Genomic DNA, 22,396 nt, shown 5'->3' on the forward strand with positions numbered 1-22,396 from the left:
TGACGGGCGCCCTGCCCGTCACCCTCTCTCCTCTGCAAGGTCAACCCGTCATGCGTCAAGCACTGCCCCTCGCGCTGGCAGCCCTGCTACTGGGCGGCTGCGCCAGCCACAAACCCGAAGATTTCAACGGCACCTGGATCAACCAGGACGCCATCACTGCGGCGGTCAAAGGCGGCAGCCTGCGCCAAGCACTGAACGAGCACGGCCCGGTATTCGAGTGGAAACTCGACGTTGCCAGCCAGCAAGCCAGCTACAGCAATGGTTTCGAGGCCGCTGACGGCCAGTTGAGCGCCAATGACAAGCAATGGCAGGCCAGCTTCGAGGGCGGCCAGACCGAGCAGTTGTCGCTTGATGGTGACGCGTTGCTGGCTGTCGACCAGCGCGGCGCCAAGCAGACCTTCGTGCGTGCCAAGGCGCCAGCTGCAGCCAATGCGCCACTGGGCAGCAGCTTCGAAAAGGCGCTGTACCAGGCTTACCTGGGCGGCGACTGGAAGATCGTCGAAGGCCAGGGCAAAGGTGCCAATGTACGTTTCAGCGACACCGGTAGCGTCACCGGCCTGCCCGGTCCGGACCGCTTCGCCCTGTGCCTGGCGGGCGATTGCGCAACCATGGGCGGCAGCAATGACAGCCTGTGGCTGGAGCGCAACCAGCGTGGTGCACCGTTCATCATCAAGCGTGATGGCGACAAGCTGGAGATTTTCCAGGCGGTTAACCGTGCTCAGCCGGACGACATGCCGGAACTGGCAGCAGGCAAGCGTCAGTGGGTGCTGGAGCGCAGCTGAAATCGAGCGCGGTTCCTGTAGGCGCGGCCTTGTGTCGCGATAGGGCTGCGAAGCAGCCCCCGCATTCTATGCGGCGACGCTGAAATCCTGGGGCCGCTGCGCGCCCCATCGCGACACAAGGCCGCTCCTACAGGGACCGCATCAGGCCTGAGACTGATTTTTTCCTTGAAGGATCGCGGCATAGCCTTCCTTGTAACTTGGGTACACCGGCGCCCAGCCCAACGCGCGCGCCCGGGCATTGCTGCAGCGCTTGCTGCCGGTGCGCCGTACCCGCTGCTCATCGGACCACTCGGTAACGCCCATGTACGCCCGCAGCCAGGCCACCACATCGGCCAGCGGCGCAGGGTCGTCGTCGACACCGATGTAGCATTCGTCCAGCGCCATGCCATCGGCATCAGCCTGCAGCAGAAACGCCAGCAGGCTGGCAGCATCCTCGGCATGAATGCGGTTGCCATACAGCGGCGGCTCCTCGGCCACACGGTAGCCCTGGCGAACCTGGCTCAACAGCCACTCGCGGCCTGGGCCATAGATACCGGTCAGGCGCACCACGCTCGCCGGGATGCCACTGGCCCGCGCCAGCTGTTCCGCCTCCAGCATCACCCGCCCGGAATAGCCCTCCGGTTCGGTGGCCGCGCCTTCCTCGATCCACTCGCCATCCATCCTTCTGCGCATACACGCTGCTGCTGGAGACGAACAGCAGCCGACGCGGGCGCTGGCCACGCTCGACCAGCCAGGCCAACACATGACGCAAGCCATCAACATAGGCCGCCTGGTAACCCGCCTCGTCGTGCTGGCTGGCCGCCACGCAGTAAACCAGGTAGTCCAGTGGGCCTTGTGGCCAGGCTTGCGGGATCGAAGGCTCGGCCAGGTCCGCGGCGACTGGTTGAACGCCCGCTGGCAGCTGCTCGACCGAACGGCGCAGGCCACTCACCTGCCAACCTTTAGCCAGCATCTGCAGGGCAAGACGCCCACCCACATCACCACAACCCACCACCATCACGGAAAGGTCTGACATCTTTAAACTCCCTAGACCAATTGATCATCCCGGCCACGCTACACGATGGGCGGCTAGACCATAGGCGAAAAAAGCAACAAGATTACTTTTGTTAACAAGAATTACTTGCAATAATGGCGGCCAATTTGTTCTCGGCCTACCTCGAGGCCTTGGAGAACGCTCACTTTTTTCTTCATCAGGTCCGGCCAGCATGACACGTACTCAACCTTCCGCTTCGCCAACCCCGTCGCGCGCCTGGCGCGCCATCGCCGCGCTGACGCTCAGCCTGGTGCTGGCCCCGGTGGCCATGGCCGATGAGCCAACTGCCAATGCCGCCACGCCTGCCGCTGCCTCTGCTCCGGCCGCTCCGGCAGCACCTGCCGTGGAAGGCCAGGCACCTGCAGGCCAAGCGCAAGCTGCCGCCCCGGCAGATTCGCAGGTACTGGTCGACCCCGCCACCGATACACTGGTTGAAGACACCTCGCTGGGCATGGCGCACGACCTGTCCCCTTGGGGCATGTACAAGAACGCCGACATCGTGGTGAAGATCGTCATGATCGGCCTGGCCATCGCCTCCATCATCACTTGGACCATCTGGATCGCCAAAGGCTTCGAGCTGATGGGCGCCAAACGTCGCCTGCGGGGTGAAATTGCCCAGCTGAAGAAATCCACCACCCTTAAAGAAGCCAGCGAAGTCTCCAACAAGGAAGGCACCCTGGCCCACACGCTGGTCCACGATGCCCTCGAAGAAATGCGTCTGTCGGCCAACGCCCGTGAAAAAGAGGGTATCAAGGAACGCGTCAGCTTCCGCCTGGAGCGCTTGGTGCATGCCAGCGGCCGCACCATGAGCAGCGGCACCGGCGTCCTGGCCACCATCGGCTCCACCGCGCCGTTCGTCGGTCTGTTCGGTACCGTATGGGGCATCATGAACAGCTTCATCGGCATCGCCAAGACCCAGACCACCAACCTGGCCGTGGTTGCCCCAGGTATCGCCGAAGCCCTGCTGGCCACCGCCCTGGGTCTGGTCGCGGCAATCCCGGCTGTGGTCATCTACAACGTCTTCGCCCGCTCCATTGCCGGCTACAAGGCCCAGGTGTCCGACGCCTCCGCACAGGTACTGCTGCTGGTCAGCCGTGACCTGGACCACCAGGGCAGCGAGCGCGCTGCCCCGCACATGGTGAAAGTGGGGTAAACCATGGGCCTGCATCTCAACGAAGGTGGCGACGACCTCGCCGAAAACCACGAAATCAACGTTACGCCGTTCATCGACGTAATGCTGGTGCTGCTGATCATCTTCATGGTCGCAGCCCCCTTGGCCACGGTCGACATCAAGGTCGACCTGCCAGCCTCGACCGCCAAACCGGCGCCGAGGCCCGAGAAGCCGGTGTTCGTCAGCGTCAAGGCCGACCAGAAGCTGTACGTCGGCGACGATCAGGTTGCTGCGCCCGAACAGCTTGGCCCGATGCTCGACGCCAAGACCAAGGGTGACAAGGAAACCACCATCTTCTTCCAGGCCGACAAAGGCGTGGATTACGGTGACCTGATGGAAGTGATGAACAACATGCGCGCGGCCGGCTACCTCAAGGTCGGTCTGGTAGGTCTCGAGACGGCAGCCAAGAAATGACGAAAACGCGCTCGAACATGGCGCGCTACGGTGGCAGCCTGGCGATCGTGCTGGGCGTGCACGTGGTCGCCGTGCTGCTGACGCTCAACTGGTCGGTGCCCCAGGCCATCGAACTGCCCCCGGCAGCGATGATGGTCGAACTGGCACCGCTACCGGAGCCTGCGCCACCACCACCACCGAAAGCGGCTCCACAGCCACCGGCACCGGTCGAAGAACTGCCATTGCCGAAGCTGGTGGAAGCGCCCAAGCCCAAGATCGCCGTCCACAAGCCGCCCAAGCCGAAGGCCAAGCCACAGCCGCCCAAGCCCGAGAAAAAGCCTGAGCCGCCGAAGGAAGCGCCGCCAACCGAGCAAACGGTAGACGCACCGCCCAGCAACACGCCACCGCAGAAGTCCGCGGCACCGGCACCGAGCATTGCGTCCAACAGCAACGCCCTGCCCACCTGGCAGAGCGACCTGCTGCGCCACCTGGCCAAATACAAGCGTTACCCGGAAGACGCGCGCCGTCGCGGCCTGCAAGGCATCAACCGCCTGCGCTTCGTGGTCGACGCCGAAGGCAAGGTGGTGTCGTACTCCATGGCCGGTGGTTCGGGCAGCGCCGCACTGGACCGGGCGACCCTGGAAATGATCCGTCGGGCCGGCACGGTACCCAAGCCGCCACCCGAGTTGCTGAACAATGGCACGATCGAAGTCGTGGCACCGTTCGTCTACTCACTGGACCGCCGCTGAGACTTTTGTTTCTGTCACAAATCGGCAAGTCTGATAACGTGCGTCTATCGATTGCAGCCGCTATGCTGGGCCCGCAACTTCATGGACGCACGTTATGACCCTCACAGAATTACGCTACATCGTCACACTCGCCCAGGAACAGCACTTCGGCCACGCCGCCGAGCGCTGCCACGTGAGCCAGCCGACCCTGTCGGTCGGTGTGAAGAAGCTCGAGGATGAGCTTGGCGTTCTGATCTTCGAGCGCAGCAAAAGCGCGGTACGCCTGACCCCGGTCGGTGAAAGCATCGTTGCCCAGGCGCAGAAGGTACTGGAGCAGGCCCAAGGCATTCGCGAACTGGCGCAGGCCGGCAAGAATCAGCTGACCGCCCCGCTCAAGGTCGGTGCCATCTACACCGTCGGCCCCTACCTGTTCCCGCATCTGATCCCGCAACTGCACCGCGTGGCGCCGCAGATGCCGCTGTACATCGAAGAAAACTTCACCCACGTACTGCGCGAAAAGCTGCGCAACGGCGAACTGGACGCGGTGATCATCGCCCTGCCGTTCAACGAAGCCGACGTGCTGACCTTGCCGCTGTACGACGAACCGTTCTGCGCCTTGATGCCTGCCGACCACCCGTGGACGGCGAAGAAGACCATCGACACCGCCATGCTCAACGACAAGAGCCTGTTGCTGCTCGGTGAAGGCCACTGCTTCCGTGACCAGGTACTGGAAGCCTGCCCAACCTTGAACAAGGGGGAGAAGGCTCCAGGCACACCACGGTCGAGTCCAGTTCGCTGGAAACCATCCGCCACATGGTGGCCTCGGGCCTTGGCGTGTCGATCCTGCCGCTGTCGGCCGTGCACAGCCATCACTACGCCCCCGGCGTCATCGAAGTGCGCCCGCTGACGGCACCGGCACCGTTCCGTACCGTGGCCATCGCCTGGCGCGCCAGCTTCCCTCGGCCCAAGGCCATCGAGATCCTCGCTGACTCGATCCGCCTGTGCTCGGTCGCAAAAAACCCTGCGGAACAGCCGGCCTGAGTCATGAGTGAGCTGTCGAAAGTCCCGGTCACGGTACTGAAAGGTGTTGGTGAGGCCATGGCGGAAAAGCTCGCCAAGGTCGGCCTGGAAAACCTGCAAGACGTGCTGTTCCACCTACCCCTGCGCTACCAGGACCGCACCCGAGTGGTACCGATTGGCCAACTGCGCCCCGGCCAGGATGCGGTGATCGAGGGGGTGGTCAGTGGTAGCGACGTGACCATGGGCAAGCGCCGCAGCCTGGTGGTGCGCCTGGGTGATGGCAGCGGCGTGCTGACACTGCGCTTCTACCACTTCAGCAACGCGCAGAAGGAGGGCCTGAAGCGCGGCACTCACCTGCGCTGCTACGGCGAAGCCCGCCCCGGCGCTTCGGGCCTGGAAATCTGACCACCCAGAGTACCGCGCACTGAACGGCGACGAGCCGCCGCCACCGGTCGAGCAGACCCTGACGCCGATCTACCCCTCCACCGAAGGCCTTACCCAGCAACGCCTGCGCCTGTTGTGCCAACAGAGCCTTGGCCTGCTCGGCCCACGCAGCCTGCCCGACTGGTTGCCGGACGAACTGGCGCGGGACTACCAGCTGGCGCCGCTGGACGAAGCCATTCGCTACCTGCACAACCCACCGGCCGACGCCGACCTCGACGAGCTTGCCGAAGGCCAGCACTGGGCCCAGCACCGCCTGGCCTTCGAAGAGCTGCTGACCCATCAGCTGTCGCAACAACGCCTGCGCGAAAGCCTGCGCAGCCTGCGTGCACCGGTATTGCCCAAGGCCACGCGCCTGCAGGCGCAATACCTGGCCAACCTAGGCTTCCAGCCGACCGGCGCGCAGCAGCGGGTAGCCAACGAAATTGCCTACGACCTCAGCCAGCACGCGCCAATGATGCGCCTGGTACAAGGCGATGTGGGGGCGGGCAAGACCGTGGTTGCCGCCCTGGCTGCGTTGCAGGGCCTGGAAGCGGGCTACCAGGTGGCGCTGATGGCACCCACCGAGATTCTCGCCGAACAGCACTACATCACCTTCAAACGCTGGCTCGAACCGCTTGGCATCGAAGTGGCGTGGCTGGCTGGCAAGCTCAAGGGCAAGGCCCGGGCAGCCTCGTTGGAGCAGATCGCCAACGGTGCACCCATGGTGGTCGGCACCCACGCGCTGTTCCAGGAAGAGGTCAAGTTCAAGCACCTGGCCCTGGCGATCATCGACGAACAGCACCGGTTCGGCGTACAGCAACGCCTGGCCCTGCGCAAAAAAGGCGTGGCCGGCGAGCTGTGCCCACACCAGCTGATCATGACTGCCACGCCTATTCCGCGCACCCTGGCCATGAGCGCCTATGCCGACCTGGACACCTCGGTGCTCGACGAACTGCCGCCTGGGCGTACCCCGGTGAACACGGTGCTGGTGGCCGACAGCCGCCGCTTCGAGGTGGTGGAGCGGGTTCGCGCCGCTTGCGCCGAGGGGCGCCAGGCCTATTGGGTGTGCACCCTGATCGAAGAGTCTGAAGAGCTGACCTGTCAGGCAGCCGAAAGCACTTATGAAGAACTCGGCAGCGCCTTGGGCGAACTGCGTGTGGGCCTGATTCACGGCCGCATGAAACCTGCGGAAAAAGCCGAGATCATGGCGCAGTTCAAGGCCGGTGAGTTGCAGTTGCTGGTCGCGACCACTGTCATCGAAGTCGGCGTGGACGTACCCAACGCCAGCCTGATGATCATCGAAAACCCCGAACGCCTGGGCCTTGCCCAACTGCATCAGCTGCGCGGCCGGGTTGGCCGGGGCAGCGCCGTCAGCCATTGCGTGCTGCTGTACCACCCACCGCTGTCGCAGATCGGTCGCGAGCGCTTGGGGATCATGCGCGAAACCAACGATGGCTTCATCATCGCCGAAAAGGACCTTGAGCTGCGTGGTCCGGGCGAGATGCTGGGCACCCGCCAAACCGGCCTGCTTCAGTTCAAGGTCGCCGACCTGATGCGCGACGCCGACCTGCTGCCGGCTGTGCGAGACGCCGCTCAAGCCCTGGTCGCGCGCTGGCCGGATCATGTCAGCCCGCTACTCGACCGCTGGCTGCGCCATGGCCAGCAATATGGCCAAGTGTGACGCTAGTCCCAGAACGGATCCAGATTTGCTCGCAGGCTGGTTATACTTCGCGTTTAAAAGAAACAGTGGATACGGACCATGACTGAAGTTGCCCTGGACACCGCAACCCCACACGCCCCCTCTGTCATCAGGCTGCTGCTCGACAAACTCGGCGTGGCCTACCGCGAGGTGGTCGAACACCCGCAGCTGCCTGCGGCTTCGCGGGTGCAGGCGGTGCTTCTCGACGACGAGGTCGGCGCCCTCATGGTGCTGTTCCCGCAGAGCCAACTGCTGGACCTCAACCGCCTGGCCGAGCTGACCGGGCGCAAGCTCACCGCTGTGTCGGTGCCGCGACTGAAGCAGATGCTCGACAAGCACCAGCTCAAGGCCTTGCCGGGTATCCCGGCGCTGACCAGCTCGCCGTGCCAGTACGAAAAGAGCTTGCTCGACGCCGAGACCGTCTATATCCAGTCGGGCGAAGCCGGCCTGCTGCTGGAAATCGAACGCGCGAACTTCAAGCGTATGCTGGCCAAAGCCAGCGCCAGCAACTTCGGTCAGGAAGTCGAGGCCATCAGCCCCAACCTCGACCGCCCCGATGACGACACCCGGGAAATCACCAATGCCGTCCAGGCCTTCACTGCCCGACGCATTCAGAAGCGCCTGGAAGAAACCATCGAAATCCCACCGCTGGCCGACACCGCGCAAAAAATCATCAAGCTACGGGTAGACCCCAACGCCAGTATCGATGACATCACGGGCGTGGTCGAAACAGACCCGGCGCTGGCAGCGCAAGTGGTGAGCTGGGCCGCGTCGCCCTATTACGCCTCGCCGGGCAAGATCCGCTCGGTGGAAGACGCCATTGTCCGCGTGCTGGGCTTCGACTTGGTGATCAATCTGGCCCTTGGCCTGGCACTGGGCAAAACCTTGAGCCTGCCAAAAGACCACCCACAGCAGGCAACGCCCTATTGGCAGCAGTCGATCTACACCGCTGCAATCATCGAAGGCCTGACCCGCGCCATGCCTCGGGCAGAGCGCCCGAAGCCGGGCTCACCTACCTGGCCGGGCTGCTGCACAACTTTGGCTACTTGCTGCTGGCGCATGTGTTCCCGCCGCACTTCTCGCTGATCTGCCGCCACCTGGAGGTCAACCCGCACCTGAACCACACCTACGTGGAGCAGCACCTGCTGGGCATCAGCCGCGAGCAGATCGGGGCCTGGCTGATGAAGCTGTGGGACATGCCCGAAGAGCTGTCGACCGCCCTGCGCTTCCAGCACGACCCGGCCTATGACGGCGAGTACTCGGCGTTCCCCAACCTGGTGTGCCTGGCCACTCGCCTGCTGCGCTCACGGGGGATCGGCACTGGGCCGCAGGAAGAGATCCCTGACGAGCTACTGGAGCGTTTGGGGATTACCCGGGACAAGGCCGAGGATGTGGTGAACAAGGTGCTCGAGGCCGAGAACCTGTTGCGAGAACTGGCTTCGCAGTTCCACGCACCGCATTGAGACTTCTGGGGCCGCATTGCGGCCCCGGCAATTTCAGCCTTTCTTCTTGGGTTTCAGGTACTTCATCAGCCCCTGGAACCACATCACCAGCGCCGGATTGCCCTTGATCTGGATGTTCTTGTCCTGAATCCCCTGCATGAACGCCAACTGCTTGTTGCCCGCCTGCATCGTGGCAAAGCCATAGGCCGCGTCCTTGAAGGCAATGGCAAAGGCAGGCTGCGGATGGGCCCCGCCCTTGCTGCTGATGCGCTCGTTGTTGACGACGAAGTGCCTGGCAACCTTGCCATCCAGCGTCTGCATCTGGAACACCAGGTCCTTGCCCTTGAGCTGCTGCTGGAATGCCGGATTGTTACGGCTGGCCCTGGCCATCAGCAGCCCCATGGCCCAGAGAAGAAAGCGGAACTTCATCGACGCGCCTCGATTGAAAAGTGACTAAGTTGCGCAGTTTATCCTCTTAACGACCTGATTATGCAAGTTCGCAGCAGTTACTGCGTGTAAAGCACAACGGGCGCCATGAAGGCGCCCGTTCGGGATCAACGCGTCGTCAGCGCAAGCTTACTTTTTCTTGGCGGCCTTGCTAGGCGCGGCTGGGGGATTGACGCTGTCCTTGAGGTTCTTGCCTGGCTTGAAGGCCACGGTGTTGCTGGCCTTGATCTTGACCGGCTCGCCGGTTTGAGGGTTCTTGCCGGTACGTGCACCGCGATGGCGTTTTTCGAAGGTGCCGAAACCGACCAGGGTCACGGTGTCCTTGTCCAGGGCACCGGTGATGCTGTCGAGAATCGCGTTCAAAACCTGATTGGCCTTTTCCTTGGTCAGATCGGCCTTTTCGGCGATGACGGCGGCGAGTTCTGGTTTGCGCATAGTGAAGCCTCTTTGACGGAATTCTTGTTGTTATGCCGTGCTGCCTTTAGGAGCAGCGCTCAAGGCACCGCAGGCTCTAATCTGCGGCAGACGGGAGTGAGAATGGCACGTGCTCAGAGGCCGCGCCAGTATCAGGCCGGCCATTGTGCGGGCAACAACAGGATAAATCCGACAGAACGCCCTCTATTTACGCCATTACCGGTGGCAACTGGCGATTCAGTGACAGCTTGTCCATCACGGCTGCCCCGGTCAGGGCATAGCCCAACAATTTGCCGTCAGCGCCATGGCAGAGCACTTTGAGGTCACTGCCCTGCCCCTCCACCTGCCAAGTCCCTTCGTTGCCCAGAGGCGGTGGCGAAACCACCAGCGGGCAGGCCGGGGTTTTCACGGTGATCGGCATCGGCCCGTAGGCAACCGCGGTCGGCTTGCCTGCCAGGGTTTGGGCCAGTGCCCGCGCACAACTCATCAGCGGCATCACATAGAGCAGGTTGATGCCATCCACTTCGGCACAGTCACCCAGGGCAAAGATGTTGGCGTGGGACGTGCGCAACTCGCGGTCTACGCTGACACCACGATTGGTCCGCAAGCCGGCTGCGGCGGCCAGGTCGGTACGCGGGCGCAGGCCGATGGCCGATACCACCAGGTCGCACGCGATCACGCTGCCATCCGACAGGTGCGCCTCCAGGCCTTGAGCTACCTGTTGCAGGCGGGTCAGCACCGGCCCCAGGTGGAAGCTTACGCCCAGGCCCTGCAGCCCAGCCTGCACCGCCGCTGCGGCAGCCGGGTGCAGCAGCGTCGGCATGACTTGTTCGCATGGCGCCACTACATCGACCTTGAAGCCGCCCAGGCTCATGTCGTTGGCGAATTCGCAGCCGATCAGGCCGGCACCGAGAATCAGCACACGCTGCTTGCCGACGGCGGCGGCACGGAAGCGCGCGTAGTCTTCCAGGTCGTTGATCGGGAACACCAGGTGGCTGCCATCACCCTCGATCGGCACCTGCACGGTCTGTGCGCCCAGGCCAGCACCAGGTCGCGGTATTCCACGGCCTCTTCGCCGATCCACAGCCGCTTGTGGCCCGGGTCGATGCCGCTGATGCGGGTGTGGGTGCGGATTTCGGCGTTCAGCTGTGCGGCCATGACGCCCGGCTCGGCCATGCACAGGCCGTCGGCGTCCTTCTGCTTGGCAAAGCCCATGGACAGCATGGGCTTGGAGTACGAACGACCGTCGTCGGCGGTGATCAGCAGCAGCGGCGTCTGCGCATCGAGCTTGCGAAATTCACGGGCCAGGTTGTAGCCCGCAAGGCCGGTACCAATGATTACCACAGGGGACGTCATGTCGTGCTTTCCTCGATTAGCCGATGGAGATCATTTCAAAATCGCTTTTGCCGACGCCGCAGTCGGGGCACAGCCAGTCTTCAGGCACATCTTCCCAACGGGTGCCAGGGGCGATACCGTCGTCGGGCCAGCCTTCGGCTTCGTCGTAGATCAGGCCACAGACAATACATTGCCACTTTTTCATGGGGGTGGATTTCCTCGGTTCAGGCTTGGTTTCGTGTTGCTGCTGAGGGCCCTCTCGCAGGTGCCGACGCGCAATTCATGGGGGCTTTTTATCGGCCCTGCCCGCAGTATGCAAGCACTCGGGGCAATCATGCTAAGCTCGCCGCCTCTCTGGTTGTAACAAGCAGACCGACGTGTCGTACGAATCCCCGCTAGCAGCCGCTGTCGCGTGGCTGCCGTATTCACAGCTGGCGACCGACATCGACCAGCCTACTCTTGACTGGCTGTTCGACGAGGGCTCGCTGACTCGCCGCCTGACCCGCCTGTCCTTCGATCACTTCTCCGTCACCCCGCTGTTCGAGGGCTGGCAGCCGCTGCGCGATGACGAATGCCAGGCGCTGGGTATCGCCGCCGGCGCCGAAGGCTGGGTGCGCGAGGTGTACTTGCGCGGCCATGGCCAACCTTGGGTGTTCGCCCGCAGCGTGGCCAGTCGCAGCGCCCTGGAGCGTGGTGGCCTGGACCTGGAAACCCTGGGCAGCCGCTCGCTGGGCGAGTTGCTGTTCTGCGACCAGGCATTCATCCGCCACCCGCTCGAAGTGTGCAGTTATCCACAGGCCTGGCTGCCGCCCGAAGCCGCCCATGCGGCGCTTTGGGGCCGCCGCTCGCGCTTCGAGCGTGACGGCCTGGACCTGCTGGTGGCAGAAGTGTTCCTGCCGGCATTGTGGCAAGCGGCCAAGGAGGAAAACCGCTGATGTACCTGCAACTGCTCAAGTCGCTCAACCGCCTGCACCCGCGGGCCTGGGACTTTGTCCAGCTCAGCCGCATGGACCGCCCGATCGGCATCTACCTGCTGCTATGGCCGACGCTGTCGGCAGTGTGGATTGCCGGCAACGGTTCACCGACCTTGGCCAATGTGCTGATCTTCGGCCTTGGCGTGGTGCTGATGCGCGCGGCCGGCTGCTGCATCAACGACTTCGCTGACCGCAAGGTGGATGGCCACGTCAAGCGCACCGCCGACCGCCCCCTGGCCAGTGGCCGCGTGCGGCCACGCGAGGCGCTGGCACTGTTTGCGATGCTGGTCGGGGTGAGTTTCCTGCTGGTGCTGTGCACCAACAGCCGCACGGTCTGGCTGTCGTTCGGCGCGGTGGCGTTGGCGTTCTGCTACCCGTTCATGAAGCGCTACACCTACTACCCACAGGTGGTGCTGGGGGCGGCGTACTCCTGGGGTATTCCCATGGCTTTCACCGCCGCAGGTGGCGAATTGCCGGCCAGCGCCTGGCTGCTGTACATCGCCAACCTGTTATGGACGGTGGGTTACGACACCTACTACGCCATGGTCGACCGCGATGACGACCTGAAGATTGGCGTGAAGTCCACAGCGATTCTGTTCGGTGACGCGGACCGCAACATCATCCTGACCTTGCAGTTGCTGTCGCTGGGGTGCTTGTTGTTGGCGGGTAGCCGCTTTGACCTGGGGGGCTGGTTCCACCTGGGGCTGCTGGGCGCTGCGGCGTGCTTTGCCTGGGAATACTGGTCGACACGCAAGCTGGACCGGGAGTCGTGCTTTAAGGCGTTTCTGCACAATCACTGGGCGGGGTTGCTGGTGTTCATTGGGGTAGTGCTGGATTACGCGTTTCGCTGAATAGGTTGGGGCCGCTGTGCGGCCCCGGCAGTTTCAAGGCTTGGCGACGTGCCACACGTCTTTGACGCCATCACCCGTCATGTCCCCAGCCTTCTTGTCCTTGACGAAGGTATACAGCGGCTTGCCGTCATAGGCCCATTGCATCGAGCCGTCATCACGCTTTATCTGCGTCCACTTGCCCTCGGCTTTTTCGCCATCCATCACTTTCAGCGGCGGCCAGTTGGTGGCGCAATCGCCATTGCACATCGACTTTCCACCGGCATCCTTGTCGAAGGTGTAAAGGGTCATGCCGGCATGATCGACCCACATGCCGTCCTTCTCCATGGCATGGTGGGCGGACGCCACCCCCGGAAGCGCCAGCGCAGCGAAAAGGGCCATCCAGCTCAGCGTTTGTCGTGTCATTGGATTCACCATTGTTTCGGGGGAATTGAGTTCGGGTTGCCGCGATTGCGGCCCTTTCAAGCCTAGTTCAGTCATGGAATGTCGCCAGAACGGCCAACACCCTGTCACACAGCTGCAATAATTCCGTTATCTAATGCGGGCCAAGACACCGAATCCAGGAGAGGTTTTGAGCATGGTTGGCAGGAACATTCTGATCGTCGACGACGAAGCGCCCATTCGCGAGATGATCGCCGTTGCCCTGGAAATGGCCGGCTATGACTGCCTGGAAGCGGAAAACTCCCAACAGGCCCACGCGATCATCGTCGACCGCAAGCCGGACCTGATCCTGCTCGACTGGATGCTGCCGGGCACCTCCGGCATCGAGCTGGCCCGCCGCCTGAAGCGCGATGAGCTGACGGGCGACATCCCGATCATCATGCTCACCGCCAAGGGCGAAGAGGACAACAAGATCCAGGGCCTGGAAGTGGGTGCCGACGACTACATCACCAAGCCGTTCTCGCCGCGTGAGCTGGTTGCACGACTGAAAGCCGTGCTGCGCCGTACCGGCCCGAGCGACAGCGAAGCACCGATCGAAGTCGGCGGCCTGCTGCTCGACCCGATCAGCCACCGCGTGACCATCGACGGCAAGCCGGCCGAGATGGGCCCGACCGAATACCGCCTGCTGCAATTCTTCATGACCCACCAGGAGCGCGCCTACACCCGTGGCCAACTGCTGGACCAGGTGTGGGGCGGCAACGTCTACGTCGAGGAGCGCACCGTTGACGTGCACATCCGTCGCCTGCGCAAGGCGCTGGGTGAAGCCTACGAAAATCTGGTACAAACCGTCCGTGGCACTGGCTACCGCTTCTCGACCAAGAGCTGATCGAGTTCAAAAGCGCCAAGCTGCACGTCGTTGTACAAGGACCGTCAATTGAACCAGAACTGGCATGCAACCCTGATTCGCCATCTGCTGTTGCTGATTACCGTCTGCCTGATCGGCGGGCTGGTCAGCGGCTACTATGGCTGGAGCCTGGCCATTGGCCTGGCGCTCTACCTGGGCTGGACCCTCAAGCAACTGCTGCGCCTGCATGACTGGCTGCGCAATCACCAGCCCGACGAAGCACCGCCCGATGGTTACGGCCTGTGGGGCGAGGTGTTCGACAGCATCTACCACCTGCAACGCCGCGACCAACGTGTTCGGGGCCGCCTACAGGCCGTGATCGACCGGGTGCAGGAGTCCACCGCCGCGCTACGTGACGCAGTGATCATGCTCGACAGCGACGGTAACCTGGAATGGTGGAACCGCGCTGCCGAGACCCTGCTGGGCTTCAAGACCCCGCAGGACGGCGGCCAGCAAGTGACCAACCTGGTACGCCACCCGCGCTTCAAGGAATACTTCGAGGCAGAAAACTACCTCGAGCCGCTGGAAATCCCTTCGCCAATCAATGACCGCATGCGTGTGCAGTTGCACATCACCCGTTACGGCAACAACGAACACCTGATGCTGGTGCGCGATGTCACCCGCATTCACCAGCTGGAACAGATGCGCAAGGACTTCGTCGCCAACGTGTCGCACGAGCTGCGCACGCCGCTGACGGTGATCACCGGCTACCTGGAAACCCTGCTGGACAACGTCGAAGACGTGAACCCACGCTGGAGCCGCGCACTGCAGCAGATGAGCCAGCAAGGTTCGCGCATGCAGACCCTGCTCAACGACCTGTTGCTGCTGGCCAAGCTGGAAGCCACCGATTACCCCTCGGACAACCAGCCGGTGGCGGTCGATGCCCTGCTCACTGCCATCAAGGGCGACGCCCAGGCCCTGTCCGGGCCGCGCAACCAGCGCATCAGCCTGGAAGCTGCGCCTGGTTTGAAGCTCAAGGGCAGCGAGTCGGAGCTGCGCAGCGCCTTTTCCAACCTGGTATTCAACGCGGTCAAATACACTCAGGACGAAGGCAACATCCGCATCCGCTGGTGGGCCGATGCCCAGGGTGCGCATCTGTCGGTGCAGGATTCGGGGGTGGGCATCGATGCCAAGCACCTGCCACGCCTGACCGAGCGTTTCTACCGTGTAGATTCCAGCCGTGCGTCGAACACCGGCGGTACCGGGCTGGGGCTGGCAATCGTCAAGCATGTGCTGATGCGCCACCGCGGCAAGTTGGAAATCAGCAGCGTGCCGGGGCATGGCAGCACCTTTACCTGTCACTTTGCGCCGGCACAATTGGCCAACGGCAAGGCTTGAGGGCCTCGGGGGCTGCTTTGCAGCCCATCGCGACACAAGGCCGCTCCTACACGGGATCGCGGTCTCCTGTAGGAGCGGCCTTGTGTCGCGATGGGCGCAAAGCGCCCCCAAAGAATCCATCGCCCTTTGCTTTTGCGGCCCCAGCCGCTACATTGGATCCCCTGTGCCAGCAAAAGCTGGCACTTTTTTTCTCTATCTCAAAGACGGACCCGTAAAAACTCCATCATGGACCCTTCCCCTGGTATCAGCCTCACCTCGTTATTCGCCGACTTCGGCATGATCATCTTTGCCTTCCTGCTGGTGCTGCTCAACGGCTTCTTCGTTGCCGCCGAGTTCGCCATGGTCAAGCTGCGCGCCACCCGCGTAGAGGCCATCGCCGAGCAGCACGGCTGGCGCGGCAACATCCTGCGCAAGGTACACAACCAGCTCGACGCCTACCTGTCGGCCTGCCAGTTGGGCATCACCCTCGCCTCGCTGGGCCTTGGCTGGGTGGGTGAGCCCGCCTTCGCCCACCTGCTGGAGCCGCTGCTGGCCTACTTTGGCGTGGACAGCGCCGAGCTGGTCAAGGCGATCTCGTTCTTCGTCGCCTTCTTCGTCATCTCGTACCTGCACATCGTGGTTGGCGAGTTGGCCCCCAAGTCCTGGGCCATTCGCAAGCCAGAACTGCTGTCGTTGTGGACGGCCGTGCCGCTGTACCTGTTCTACTGGGCAATGTACCCGGCCATCTACCTGCTCAATGCCAGCGCCAACACCATCCTGCGCATTGCCGGCCAGGGCGAGCCCGGCCCGCACCACGAGCACCACTACAGCCGCGAAGAACTGAAGCTGATCCTGCACTCCAGCCGCGGTCAGGACCCAAGCGACCAAGGCATGCGCGTGCTGGCCTCGGCCGTGGAAATGGGCGAGCTGGAAGTGGTCGACTGGGCCAACTCGCGTGAGGACATGATCAGCATCGACGCGCATGCGCCGCTGAAGCAGATCCTGGCCCTGGTGCGCCGCCACAAATTCAGCCGCTACCCGGTGTATGACGCCGAGCGCGAAGAATTCACCGGCCTGCTGCACATCAAGGACCTGCTGCTAGAGCTAGCTGAGCTTGAGCATTTGCCGAGACCATCGACCTGGAAGACCTAGCCCGGCCACTGGAGCGCGTATCGCGGCACATGCCGCTGTCGCAACTGCTGGAGCAGTTCCGCAAGGGCGGCGCGCATTTCGTCCTGGTGGAGGAAGCCGACGGCAAGGTAATCGGCTACCTGACCATGGAAGACGTGCTGGAAGTGCTGGTAGGCGATATCCAGGACGAACACCGCAAGACCGAACGCGGCATCCTCGCCTACCAGCCGGGCAAGCTGCTGGTACGCGGCGACACACCGCTGTTCAAGGTCGAGCGTCTGCTGGGCATCGACCTCGACCACATCGAGGCAGAAACCCTGGCCGGGTTGATCTACGAAACCCTCAAGCGAGTGCCTGAAGAAGAGGAAGTGCTGGAGGTCGAAGGGCTGCGCATCATCATCAAAAAGATGAAAGGGCCCAAGATCGTGCTGGCCAAGGTACTGAAGCTGGATTGAGGGCCATGGGGCTGCTTTGCAGCCCCAAACATCTCAGGGGTTACCCGCAGTAAAGTCGGGCAACCCGCTGATTGGCCTGTCGAACCGGTAAGGTATCGACTCCAGCGCCAACCCCACATTGCGCTGCACCACGAAATGCAGGTGCGGCCCTGTGCTGTTGCCGGTATTACCCGACTTGGCCAGCATCTGCCCCTGCCGTACCCGCTGCCCCTCCGCCACCACCACCGAGCCACGCATCAGGTGCAGGTAAACGCCCATGGTGCCATCCGGGTGCAGGATCCTGACAAAATTGCCCGACGGGTTGGGCTCGCGCCCGCTCTGGCTGTTCTGCATCTTCACCACCACCCCTTCCCGCGCCGCGATGATGGGCGTGCCTTCGGGCATGGCGATATCCATGGCATAGCGCCCCTTGGGTCCAAAATGACTGACACGGCCATTGGGCCCCTGGGTGACGCGGAACGGCCCGCCGATCCACGGGAACGCATAGCGAAAGCCCTGGGGCCGTTTGCCTGGGTCACCCATGGCCTGTAGCAGGGTCGAACGGTAGTTCAGCAGCAGCCCTGGCCGCCCCCTGAGCACGCTGAGCATCTGCGTGGTGCGCGGCGGTAGCAGCCGGCGCACGATACGCGGGGCATCGCCGCCTTGTGCGTTCACCAGGTTGTCCAGCCGTAACTCGACCTCTACCGGCACATGCAGCTCGTTGCGTGCCGAGAAGCTCACACCACCGTCGAAGGTTTTTGCGTTAAGCAGCACCTGGCCTTCGAGCGTTTCGACCATGGGTTCGAGCAACACCAGGGGCTTGGCGCCGGGGCCGGGCCGGTCGGAGTAGGAGATCACACCGGATTCGTCAGTGATCTTGTAGAGCGTCACACCCAGGCTCGACGCCGAGGCCATGAGCAATGCACAGAACAGCAGCAGGCGCGCGGGCATGATAGTGGCTTTTTGACAGTTATGATCTGTCGAAGCCTAGCAGCGGGTTTTGTGGCGGGTATTGCAGTTGGTCGGATGGCGCAGGAGCAGCCCTGTGCTGCCCCTGCCCCTGCCTCAGGCGCCGGGGGTGAAGTGCTTCTGCGCAGTCCCTCGGGCAATCAGCCGCGACAGGTAGTCGAGCTTCTGGGCATCCTGGTCGACGAACTTGAACGTCAACTGCAGCCAGTCACTGTCAGGCTTGGGCTCCAGCGCCGCGACAGCATGCAGGTAACCGTTCAGACGAGCGACTTCGGCGCTTTCGCCCTGCTCCAGGTCCAGCACCGCGCCTTCGAGCACCTGTGGCAGCGCTTCGCTGCGGCGTACCACCAGCAGCGCTTCTTTCAGGCTAAGCGCCTTGATCACGCACGGCTGCATGCCACTGGCCAGGCGCAGCTGGCCCTGACCACGGCCGCTCGGCGCGGAGGCAGCAGGTGCGGGCGCCGTGACCAGAGGCTTAGCCGGTGCTGGCGCAGGCGCCGAAACCTTGACCGCTTCCGGCTTGCCGGCGGTCAGCGCGTTCAACGAATCGTTCGCGAACGCCGAATTGGTACGCGCCGGGCCAATAGCCATCAGGCTGTCGAGCTTGCCGATCTTGGTCAGGGCTTTTTTCACCTTGGTCAGCAGTTGTTCGTTGGTGAACGGCTTGCCGACAAAGTCGGAAACGCCCGCCTGGATCGCCTGAATGACATTTTCCTTGTCGCCACGGCTGGTCACCATGATGAACTGAAGGTGCTTCAGCGCAGGCTGCTGGCGGCACCAGGTGAGCAGCTCCAGGCCGGACATTTCCGGCATTTCCCAGTCGCACAGGACCAGGTCGAACGCTTCCTTGCCGAGCATGGCCATGGCCTTGCGACCATTGACCGCGTCGTCGATGGCCATGCCCGGGAAGGCATTGCGCAGGCACTTGCGGACCAGGTCACGGATAAACGGGGCGTCATCCACGACCAGCACATTCACTTTACTCATCGATACTCCTTCTGAATCCCGACTAGCCTACTGCCAAGTACTGGCCATTTGCTACAACCTGGTCACGCCGGGATCGTTCGCGGGTGCCTGCCGGCTCTCGACCGCAAACGAAAACGCCCGGCCAAGGCCGGGCGTCGATGCTCGGGAGCAACCTTATTTATCGTCAGATTCACCTGGAACATTAGCCTTTTCGCCGTCGACGACAGCAGTGCCCTGCACTTCTGCAGTCATGCGCTTGAGGCCCATGTGCCGCACGTCGGTGCCGCGCACCAGGTAGATAACCAATTCGGAGATGTTGCGCGCATGGTCGCCAATACGCTCCAGCGAGCGCAGCACCCAGATCACGCTCAACACCCGCGAGATAGAACGCGGGTCTTCCATCATGTAGGTGACCAGCTCACGCAGCGCTGTCTTGTATTCGCGGTCGATGGTCTTGTCGTACTGGGCCACCGACAACGCCAGGTCGGCATCGAAGCGAGCAAAGGCGTCCAGCGCATCGCGGACCATGTTGCGCACCTGGTCGCCGATGTGGCGCACCTCGACGTAGCCGCGTGGCGACTCGCCTTCTTCGCACAGCTGGATAGCGCGGCGGGCGATTTTGGTCGACTCGTCACCAATGCGCTCCAGGTCGATCACCGACTTTGAAATGCTGATGATCAGGCGCAGGTCGGAGGCCGCCGGCTGGCGGCGGGCGAGGATGCGCAGGCACTCCTCGTCGATGTTGCGCTCCATCTGGTTGATCTGCTCGTCGACCTCACGCACTTGCTGGGCCAGGCCAGAGTCGGCTTCGATCAGCGCGGTCACCGCGTCGTTGACCTGCTTTTCCACCAGCCCGCCCATGGCCAGCAGGTGGCTGCGCACCTCTTCGAGCTCGGCGTTGAACTGCTGGGAAATGTGATGGGTAAGGCTTTCTTTGTTGATCATCATTCGCTCCGCGAAGAAGCTGCAAGCTTCAAGTAGTTCGTCTCGTTCCCTGGCGGGTCGGGCTTAGCCGTAGCGCCCGGTGATGTAGTCTTCGGTCTGCTTCTTCGCCGGGTTGGTGAACAGGGTATCGGTATCGCCGAATTCGACCAGTTTGCCCATGTACATGAACGCGGTGTAATCCGAAACACGGGCCGCCTGTTGCATGTTGTGGGTCACGATGACGATGGTGTACTTGGATTTCAATTCGTAGATCAGCTCTTCGACCTTCAACGTCGAGATCGGGTCCAGCGCGGAGCAGGGTTCATCGAGCAACAGCACCTCCGGCTCCACCGCGATGGTGCGGGCGATGACCAGGCGCTGCTGCTGGCCACCGGACAGGCCCAGCGCCGACTCGTGCAGGCGATCTTTCACCTCGTCCCACAAGGCCGCGCCCTTCAACGCCCATTCGACGGCTTCATCCAGCACGCGCTTCTTGTTGATGCCCTGGATGCGCAGGCCGTAGACGACGTTCTCGTAGATGGTCTTGGGGAACGGGTTGGGCTTCTGGAACACCATGCCCACACGGCGGCGCAGCTCGGCCACGTCTTCGCCCTTGCGGTAGATGTTGTTGCCGTACAGGTTGATGGCGCCTTCCACGCGGCAACCGTCAACCAGGTCGTTCATGCGGTTGAAGGTGCGCAGCAGGGTCGACTTGCCGCAGCCGGACGGCCCGATGAAGGCGGTCACGCGCTGCTTGGGGATGTTCATGCTGACGTCGAACAACGCCTGCTTGTCGCCGTAGAACAGGCTCAGGCCCGGCACTTCGATGGCCACGGTTTCTTCGGCCAGGCGCAGGCTCTGCTTGTTGCGGCCCAGGGCAGACATGTCGATGCCGTGGGTATGGGAATCTTGCTGCATGGTCAACTCCATACGCTATCAATTCGTTTCAAAGGGCCGCCCGGCGTTCGGGCGGCACGCTTGCAATCAGGGTCAGCTGTCCAGCGCCTTGTACTTCTCGCGCAGGTGGTTGCGGATCCACACGGCCGACAGGTTGAGGGTGGCGATCACCAGCACCAGCAGCAGCGCCGTGGCATATACCAGCGGCCGCGCGGCTTCGACGTTCGGGCTTTGGAAGCCGACGTCATAGATATGGAAGCCCAGGTGCATGATCTTCTGGTCCAGGTGCAGGTACGGGTAGTTCCCGTCCACCGGCAGCGACGGCGCCAGCTTCACCACACCCACCAGCATCAGCGGCGCCACTTCACCGGCAGCGCGGGCCACGGCGAGGATCATGCCGGTCATCATGGCCGGGCTGGCCATTGGCAGGACGATCTTCCACAGCGTTTCCGCCTTGGTCGCACCCAGCGCCAGCGAACCTTCACGCACGGTGCGTGGGATACGCGCCAGGCCTTCTTCGGTCGCCACGATCACCACCGGCACCGCCAGCAGTGCCAGGGTCAGCGATGCCCACAGCAGGCCAGGGGTGCCCAGGGTCGGCGCCGGCAGTGCTTCGGGGAAGAACAGGCGGTCGATCGAGCCACCCAGCACGTAGACGAAGAAGCCCAGGCCGAACACGCCGTAGACGATCGCCGGCACACCGGCCAGGTTGTTCACCGCAATGCGGATCAAACGGGTCACCGGGCCTTGCCTTGCGTATTCACGCAGGTAGACAGCGGCCAGCACGCCGAACGGGGTGACGATCACGGCCATGATCAGGGTCATCATCACCGTACCGAAGATGGCCGGGAAGATACCGCCCTCGGTGTTGGCTTCACGCGGGTCGTCGCTGAGGAACTCCCAGACCTTGGCAAAGTAGGTGCCCAGCTTGGTGAAACCGGACATGCCGTTCGGCTGGATGGCGTGCACCACCTTGCTCAGGTTGATTTCCACTTCACGGCCATTGCCATCGCGCGCCACCAGGCTGTCGCGGGCGAAGGCTTGGTGCAGGCCAGTCAGGCGGTCTTCGATGGCCTTGTAGCGGCTGTTCAGCTCGGCGCGGTCGGCGTCCATGTCGGCCTGGGCGGCAGCGTCCAGCTTGCCGTCCAGTTCCAGCTTGCGGGCCTGCAGGCGTAGGCGCTCGAGGCCATGGTTGATGGCACCGATGTCCTTCTTTTCCAGTTGCTGCAGCTCGCCATTAAGGTGGTTGGCACGCTTGAGACGGGCTTGCAGCTCGGTCCAGGCTGCAGGGCCTTCGGCAACCACGCGGCCTTGTTCCTTGACGCTGACCAGGTAGCCGTAGAAGTTACCCCACTCGCGGCGCTCCAGGGCGATCAGGTCGGCCGGGCGCTGTTCGTCGACCAACCAATCGCCAACCACCCAGGTGAAGTCGCTGCCGTTGAGGTCGCGGTTACCCACCTTGATCAGCTCGCGGGTCATGAACTCCGGGCCTTGGTCCGGTACCGGCAGGCCGGCGCCCTTGAGGCGGGCACGCGGCACCTCTTCCTTTTGCACCACTTCGCCGATAACGATGTGATCAGCCTGGCCCGGCACCTTGTAGGTGGCCTGGACAAGATCGGCCGGCCAGAAGTGGCCCAGGCCGCGCACGGCGATCACCGCCAGCAGGCCGACGGTCATGATCACCGCCATGGCCACCGCGCCGCCGCTCATCCAGACGCCTGGGGCGCCGCTCTTGAACCAGCCTTTGAGGGAATCCTTTTTCAC

Annotated in this window: 17 protein-coding genes and 6 pseudogenes; 12 read left to right on the forward strand and 11 right to left on the reverse strand. The window is 63.1% G+C overall.

Annotation, left to right across the window (positions count from 1 at the left end):
* Positions 1–50: 50 nt before the first annotated feature.
* Positions 51–782, forward strand: a complete 732-nt coding sequence (locus tag AB5975_09575) for a hypothetical protein (protein ID XDR22034.1) — start codon at positions 51–53, stop codon at positions 780–782.
* 141 nt (positions 783–923) lie between these two features.
* Here the strand turns inward: AB5975_09575 and AB5975_09580 are convergent.
* Positions 924–1,797 (reverse strand): annotated as a pseudogene (locus AB5975_09580) (SDR family oxidoreductase).
* Between the two features lie 190 nt (positions 1,798–1,987).
* On the opposite strand from AB5975_09580, the gene exbB reads away from it, so the two are divergent.
* The 6 genes and pseudogenes from exbB to AB5975_09610 all read left to right on the forward strand — a co-directional run bounded on the left by exbB (position 1,988) and on the right by AB5975_09610 (position 8,712).
* Entirely contained in the window at positions 1,988–2,968 is a 981-nt protein-coding gene (gene exbB, locus AB5975_09585) for a tonB-system energizer ExbB (GenBank protein ID XDR22035.1), read from the forward strand.
* Positions 2,969–2,971: 3 nt separating this feature from the next.
* Positions 2,972–3,400 (forward strand): TonB system transport protein ExbD, encoded by a 429-nt coding sequence (gene exbD / locus AB5975_09590; protein ID XDR22036.1) that lies wholly within the window; start codon positions 2,972–2,974, stop codon positions 3,398–3,400.
* A complete protein-coding gene (locus AB5975_09595; protein XDR22037.1) occupies positions 3,397–4,128 on the forward strand; it encodes an energy transducer TonB in 732 nt (243 codons plus the stop codon). Before exbD ends, AB5975_09595 begins: the two co-directional genes overlap by 4 nt.
* 94 nt (positions 4,129–4,222) lie before the next feature.
* A pseudogene (locus AB5975_09600) lies at positions 4,223–5,148 on the forward strand (LysR substrate-binding domain-containing protein).
* Positions 5,149–5,151: 3 nt separating this feature from the next.
* Positions 5,152–7,231, forward strand: a pseudogene (gene recG, locus AB5975_09605) (ATP-dependent DNA helicase RecG).
* A 78-nt stretch (positions 7,232–7,309) separates the two neighbouring features.
* Positions 7,310–8,712 (forward strand): annotated as a pseudogene (locus AB5975_09610) (HDOD domain-containing protein).
* 33 nt (positions 8,713–8,745) lie between these two features.
* Here the strand turns inward: AB5975_09610 and AB5975_09615 are convergent.
* The 4 genes and pseudogenes from AB5975_09615 to AB5975_09630 form a co-directional block, all read right to left on the reverse strand.
* The gene (locus AB5975_09615) at positions 8,746–9,120 is read right to left on the reverse strand and encodes a helicase (GenBank protein ID XDR22038.1); all 375 of its coding nucleotides are present in this window, start codon (positions 9,118–9,120) and stop codon (positions 8,746–8,748) included.
* A gap of 147 nt (positions 9,121–9,267) precedes the next feature.
* Complete coding sequence (locus tag AB5975_09620) at positions 9,268–9,573, reverse strand: HU family DNA-binding protein (GenBank protein XDR22039.1); 306 nt, start codon at positions 9,571–9,573, stop codon at positions 9,268–9,270.
* Between the two features lie 187 nt (positions 9,574–9,760).
* A pseudogene (locus AB5975_09625) lies at positions 9,761–10,908 on the reverse strand (NAD(P)/FAD-dependent oxidoreductase).
* Positions 10,909–10,924: 16 nt separating this feature from the next.
* Complete coding sequence (locus AB5975_09630) at positions 10,925–11,092, reverse strand: rubredoxin (GenBank protein XDR22040.1); 168 nt, start codon at positions 11,090–11,092, stop codon at positions 10,925–10,927.
* A gap of 172 nt (positions 11,093–11,264) precedes the next feature.
* On the opposite strand from AB5975_09630, the gene AB5975_09635 reads away from it, so the two are divergent.
* Entirely contained in the window at positions 11,265–11,822 is a 558-nt protein-coding gene (locus tag AB5975_09635) for a chorismate lyase (GenBank protein ID XDR22041.1), read from the forward strand.
* Positions 11,822–12,712, forward strand: coding sequence for a 4-hydroxybenzoate octaprenyltransferase (ubiA, locus tag AB5975_09640; GenBank protein ID XDR22042.1), 891 nt, complete (start codon positions 11,822–11,824; stop codon positions 12,710–12,712). Before AB5975_09635 ends, ubiA begins: the two co-directional genes overlap by 1 nt.
* A gap of 33 nt (positions 12,713–12,745) precedes the next feature.
* Here the strand turns inward: ubiA and AB5975_09645 are convergent, their stop codons facing one another.
* A complete protein-coding gene (locus tag AB5975_09645; protein ID XDR22952.1) occupies positions 12,746–13,114 on the reverse strand; it encodes a hypothetical protein in 369 nt (122 codons plus the stop codon).
* A 172-nt stretch (positions 13,115–13,286) separates the two neighbouring features.
* On the opposite strand from AB5975_09645, the gene phoB reads away from it, so the two are divergent.
* The 3 genes and pseudogenes from phoB (at position 13,287) to AB5975_09660 (ending at position 16,897) form a co-directional block, all read left to right on the forward strand.
* Entirely contained in the window at positions 13,287–13,976 is a 690-nt protein-coding gene (phoB, locus tag AB5975_09650) for a phosphate regulon transcriptional regulator PhoB (protein ID XDR22043.1), read from the forward strand.
* 48 nt (positions 13,977–14,024) lie between these two features.
* A complete protein-coding gene (gene phoR, locus AB5975_09655; GenBank protein XDR22044.1) occupies positions 14,025–15,332 on the forward strand; it encodes a phosphate regulon sensor histidine kinase PhoR in 1,308 nt (435 codons plus the stop codon).
* A gap of 225 nt (positions 15,333–15,557) precedes the next feature.
* Positions 15,558–16,897 (forward strand): annotated as a pseudogene (locus AB5975_09660) (hemolysin family protein).
* A gap of 33 nt (positions 16,898–16,930) precedes the next feature.
* Here the strand turns inward: AB5975_09660 and AB5975_09665 are convergent.
* The 5 genes from AB5975_09665 to pstA form a co-directional block, all read right to left on the reverse strand.
* On the reverse strand, positions 16,931–17,827 hold the full coding sequence (locus AB5975_09665; protein XDR22045.1) for a peptidoglycan DD-metalloendopeptidase family protein: 897 nt from the start codon (positions 17,825–17,827) through the stop codon (positions 16,931–16,933).
* A gap of 114 nt (positions 17,828–17,941) precedes the next feature.
* Positions 17,942–18,832: a response regulator gene (locus AB5975_09670; GenBank protein ID XDR22046.1), complete on the reverse strand. Its 891-nt coding sequence runs from the start codon at positions 18,830–18,832 to the stop codon at positions 17,942–17,944.
* Positions 18,833–18,985: 153 nt separating this feature from the next.
* Positions 18,986–19,756, reverse strand: coding sequence for a phosphate signaling complex protein PhoU (phoU, locus tag AB5975_09675; protein ID XDR22047.1), 771 nt, complete (start codon positions 19,754–19,756; stop codon positions 18,986–18,988).
* A 63-nt stretch (positions 19,757–19,819) separates the two neighbouring features.
* Positions 19,820–20,653, reverse strand: a complete 834-nt coding sequence (pstB, locus tag AB5975_09680) for a phosphate ABC transporter ATP-binding protein PstB (protein ID XDR22048.1) — start codon at positions 20,651–20,653, stop codon at positions 19,820–19,822.
* Positions 20,654–20,725: 72 nt separating this feature from the next.
* The gene (gene pstA, locus AB5975_09685; GenBank protein XDR22953.1) at positions 20,726–22,342 is read right to left on the reverse strand and encodes a phosphate ABC transporter permease PstA; all 1,617 of its coding nucleotides are present in this window, start codon (positions 22,340–22,342) and stop codon (positions 20,726–20,728) included.
* Between the last annotated feature and the right edge of the window lie 54 nt (positions 22,343–22,396).

The organism is Pseudomonas putida (assembly GCA_041071465.1).
GTDB lineage: Bacteria > Pseudomonadota > Gammaproteobacteria > Pseudomonadales > Pseudomonadaceae > Aquipseudomonas > Aquipseudomonas putida_P.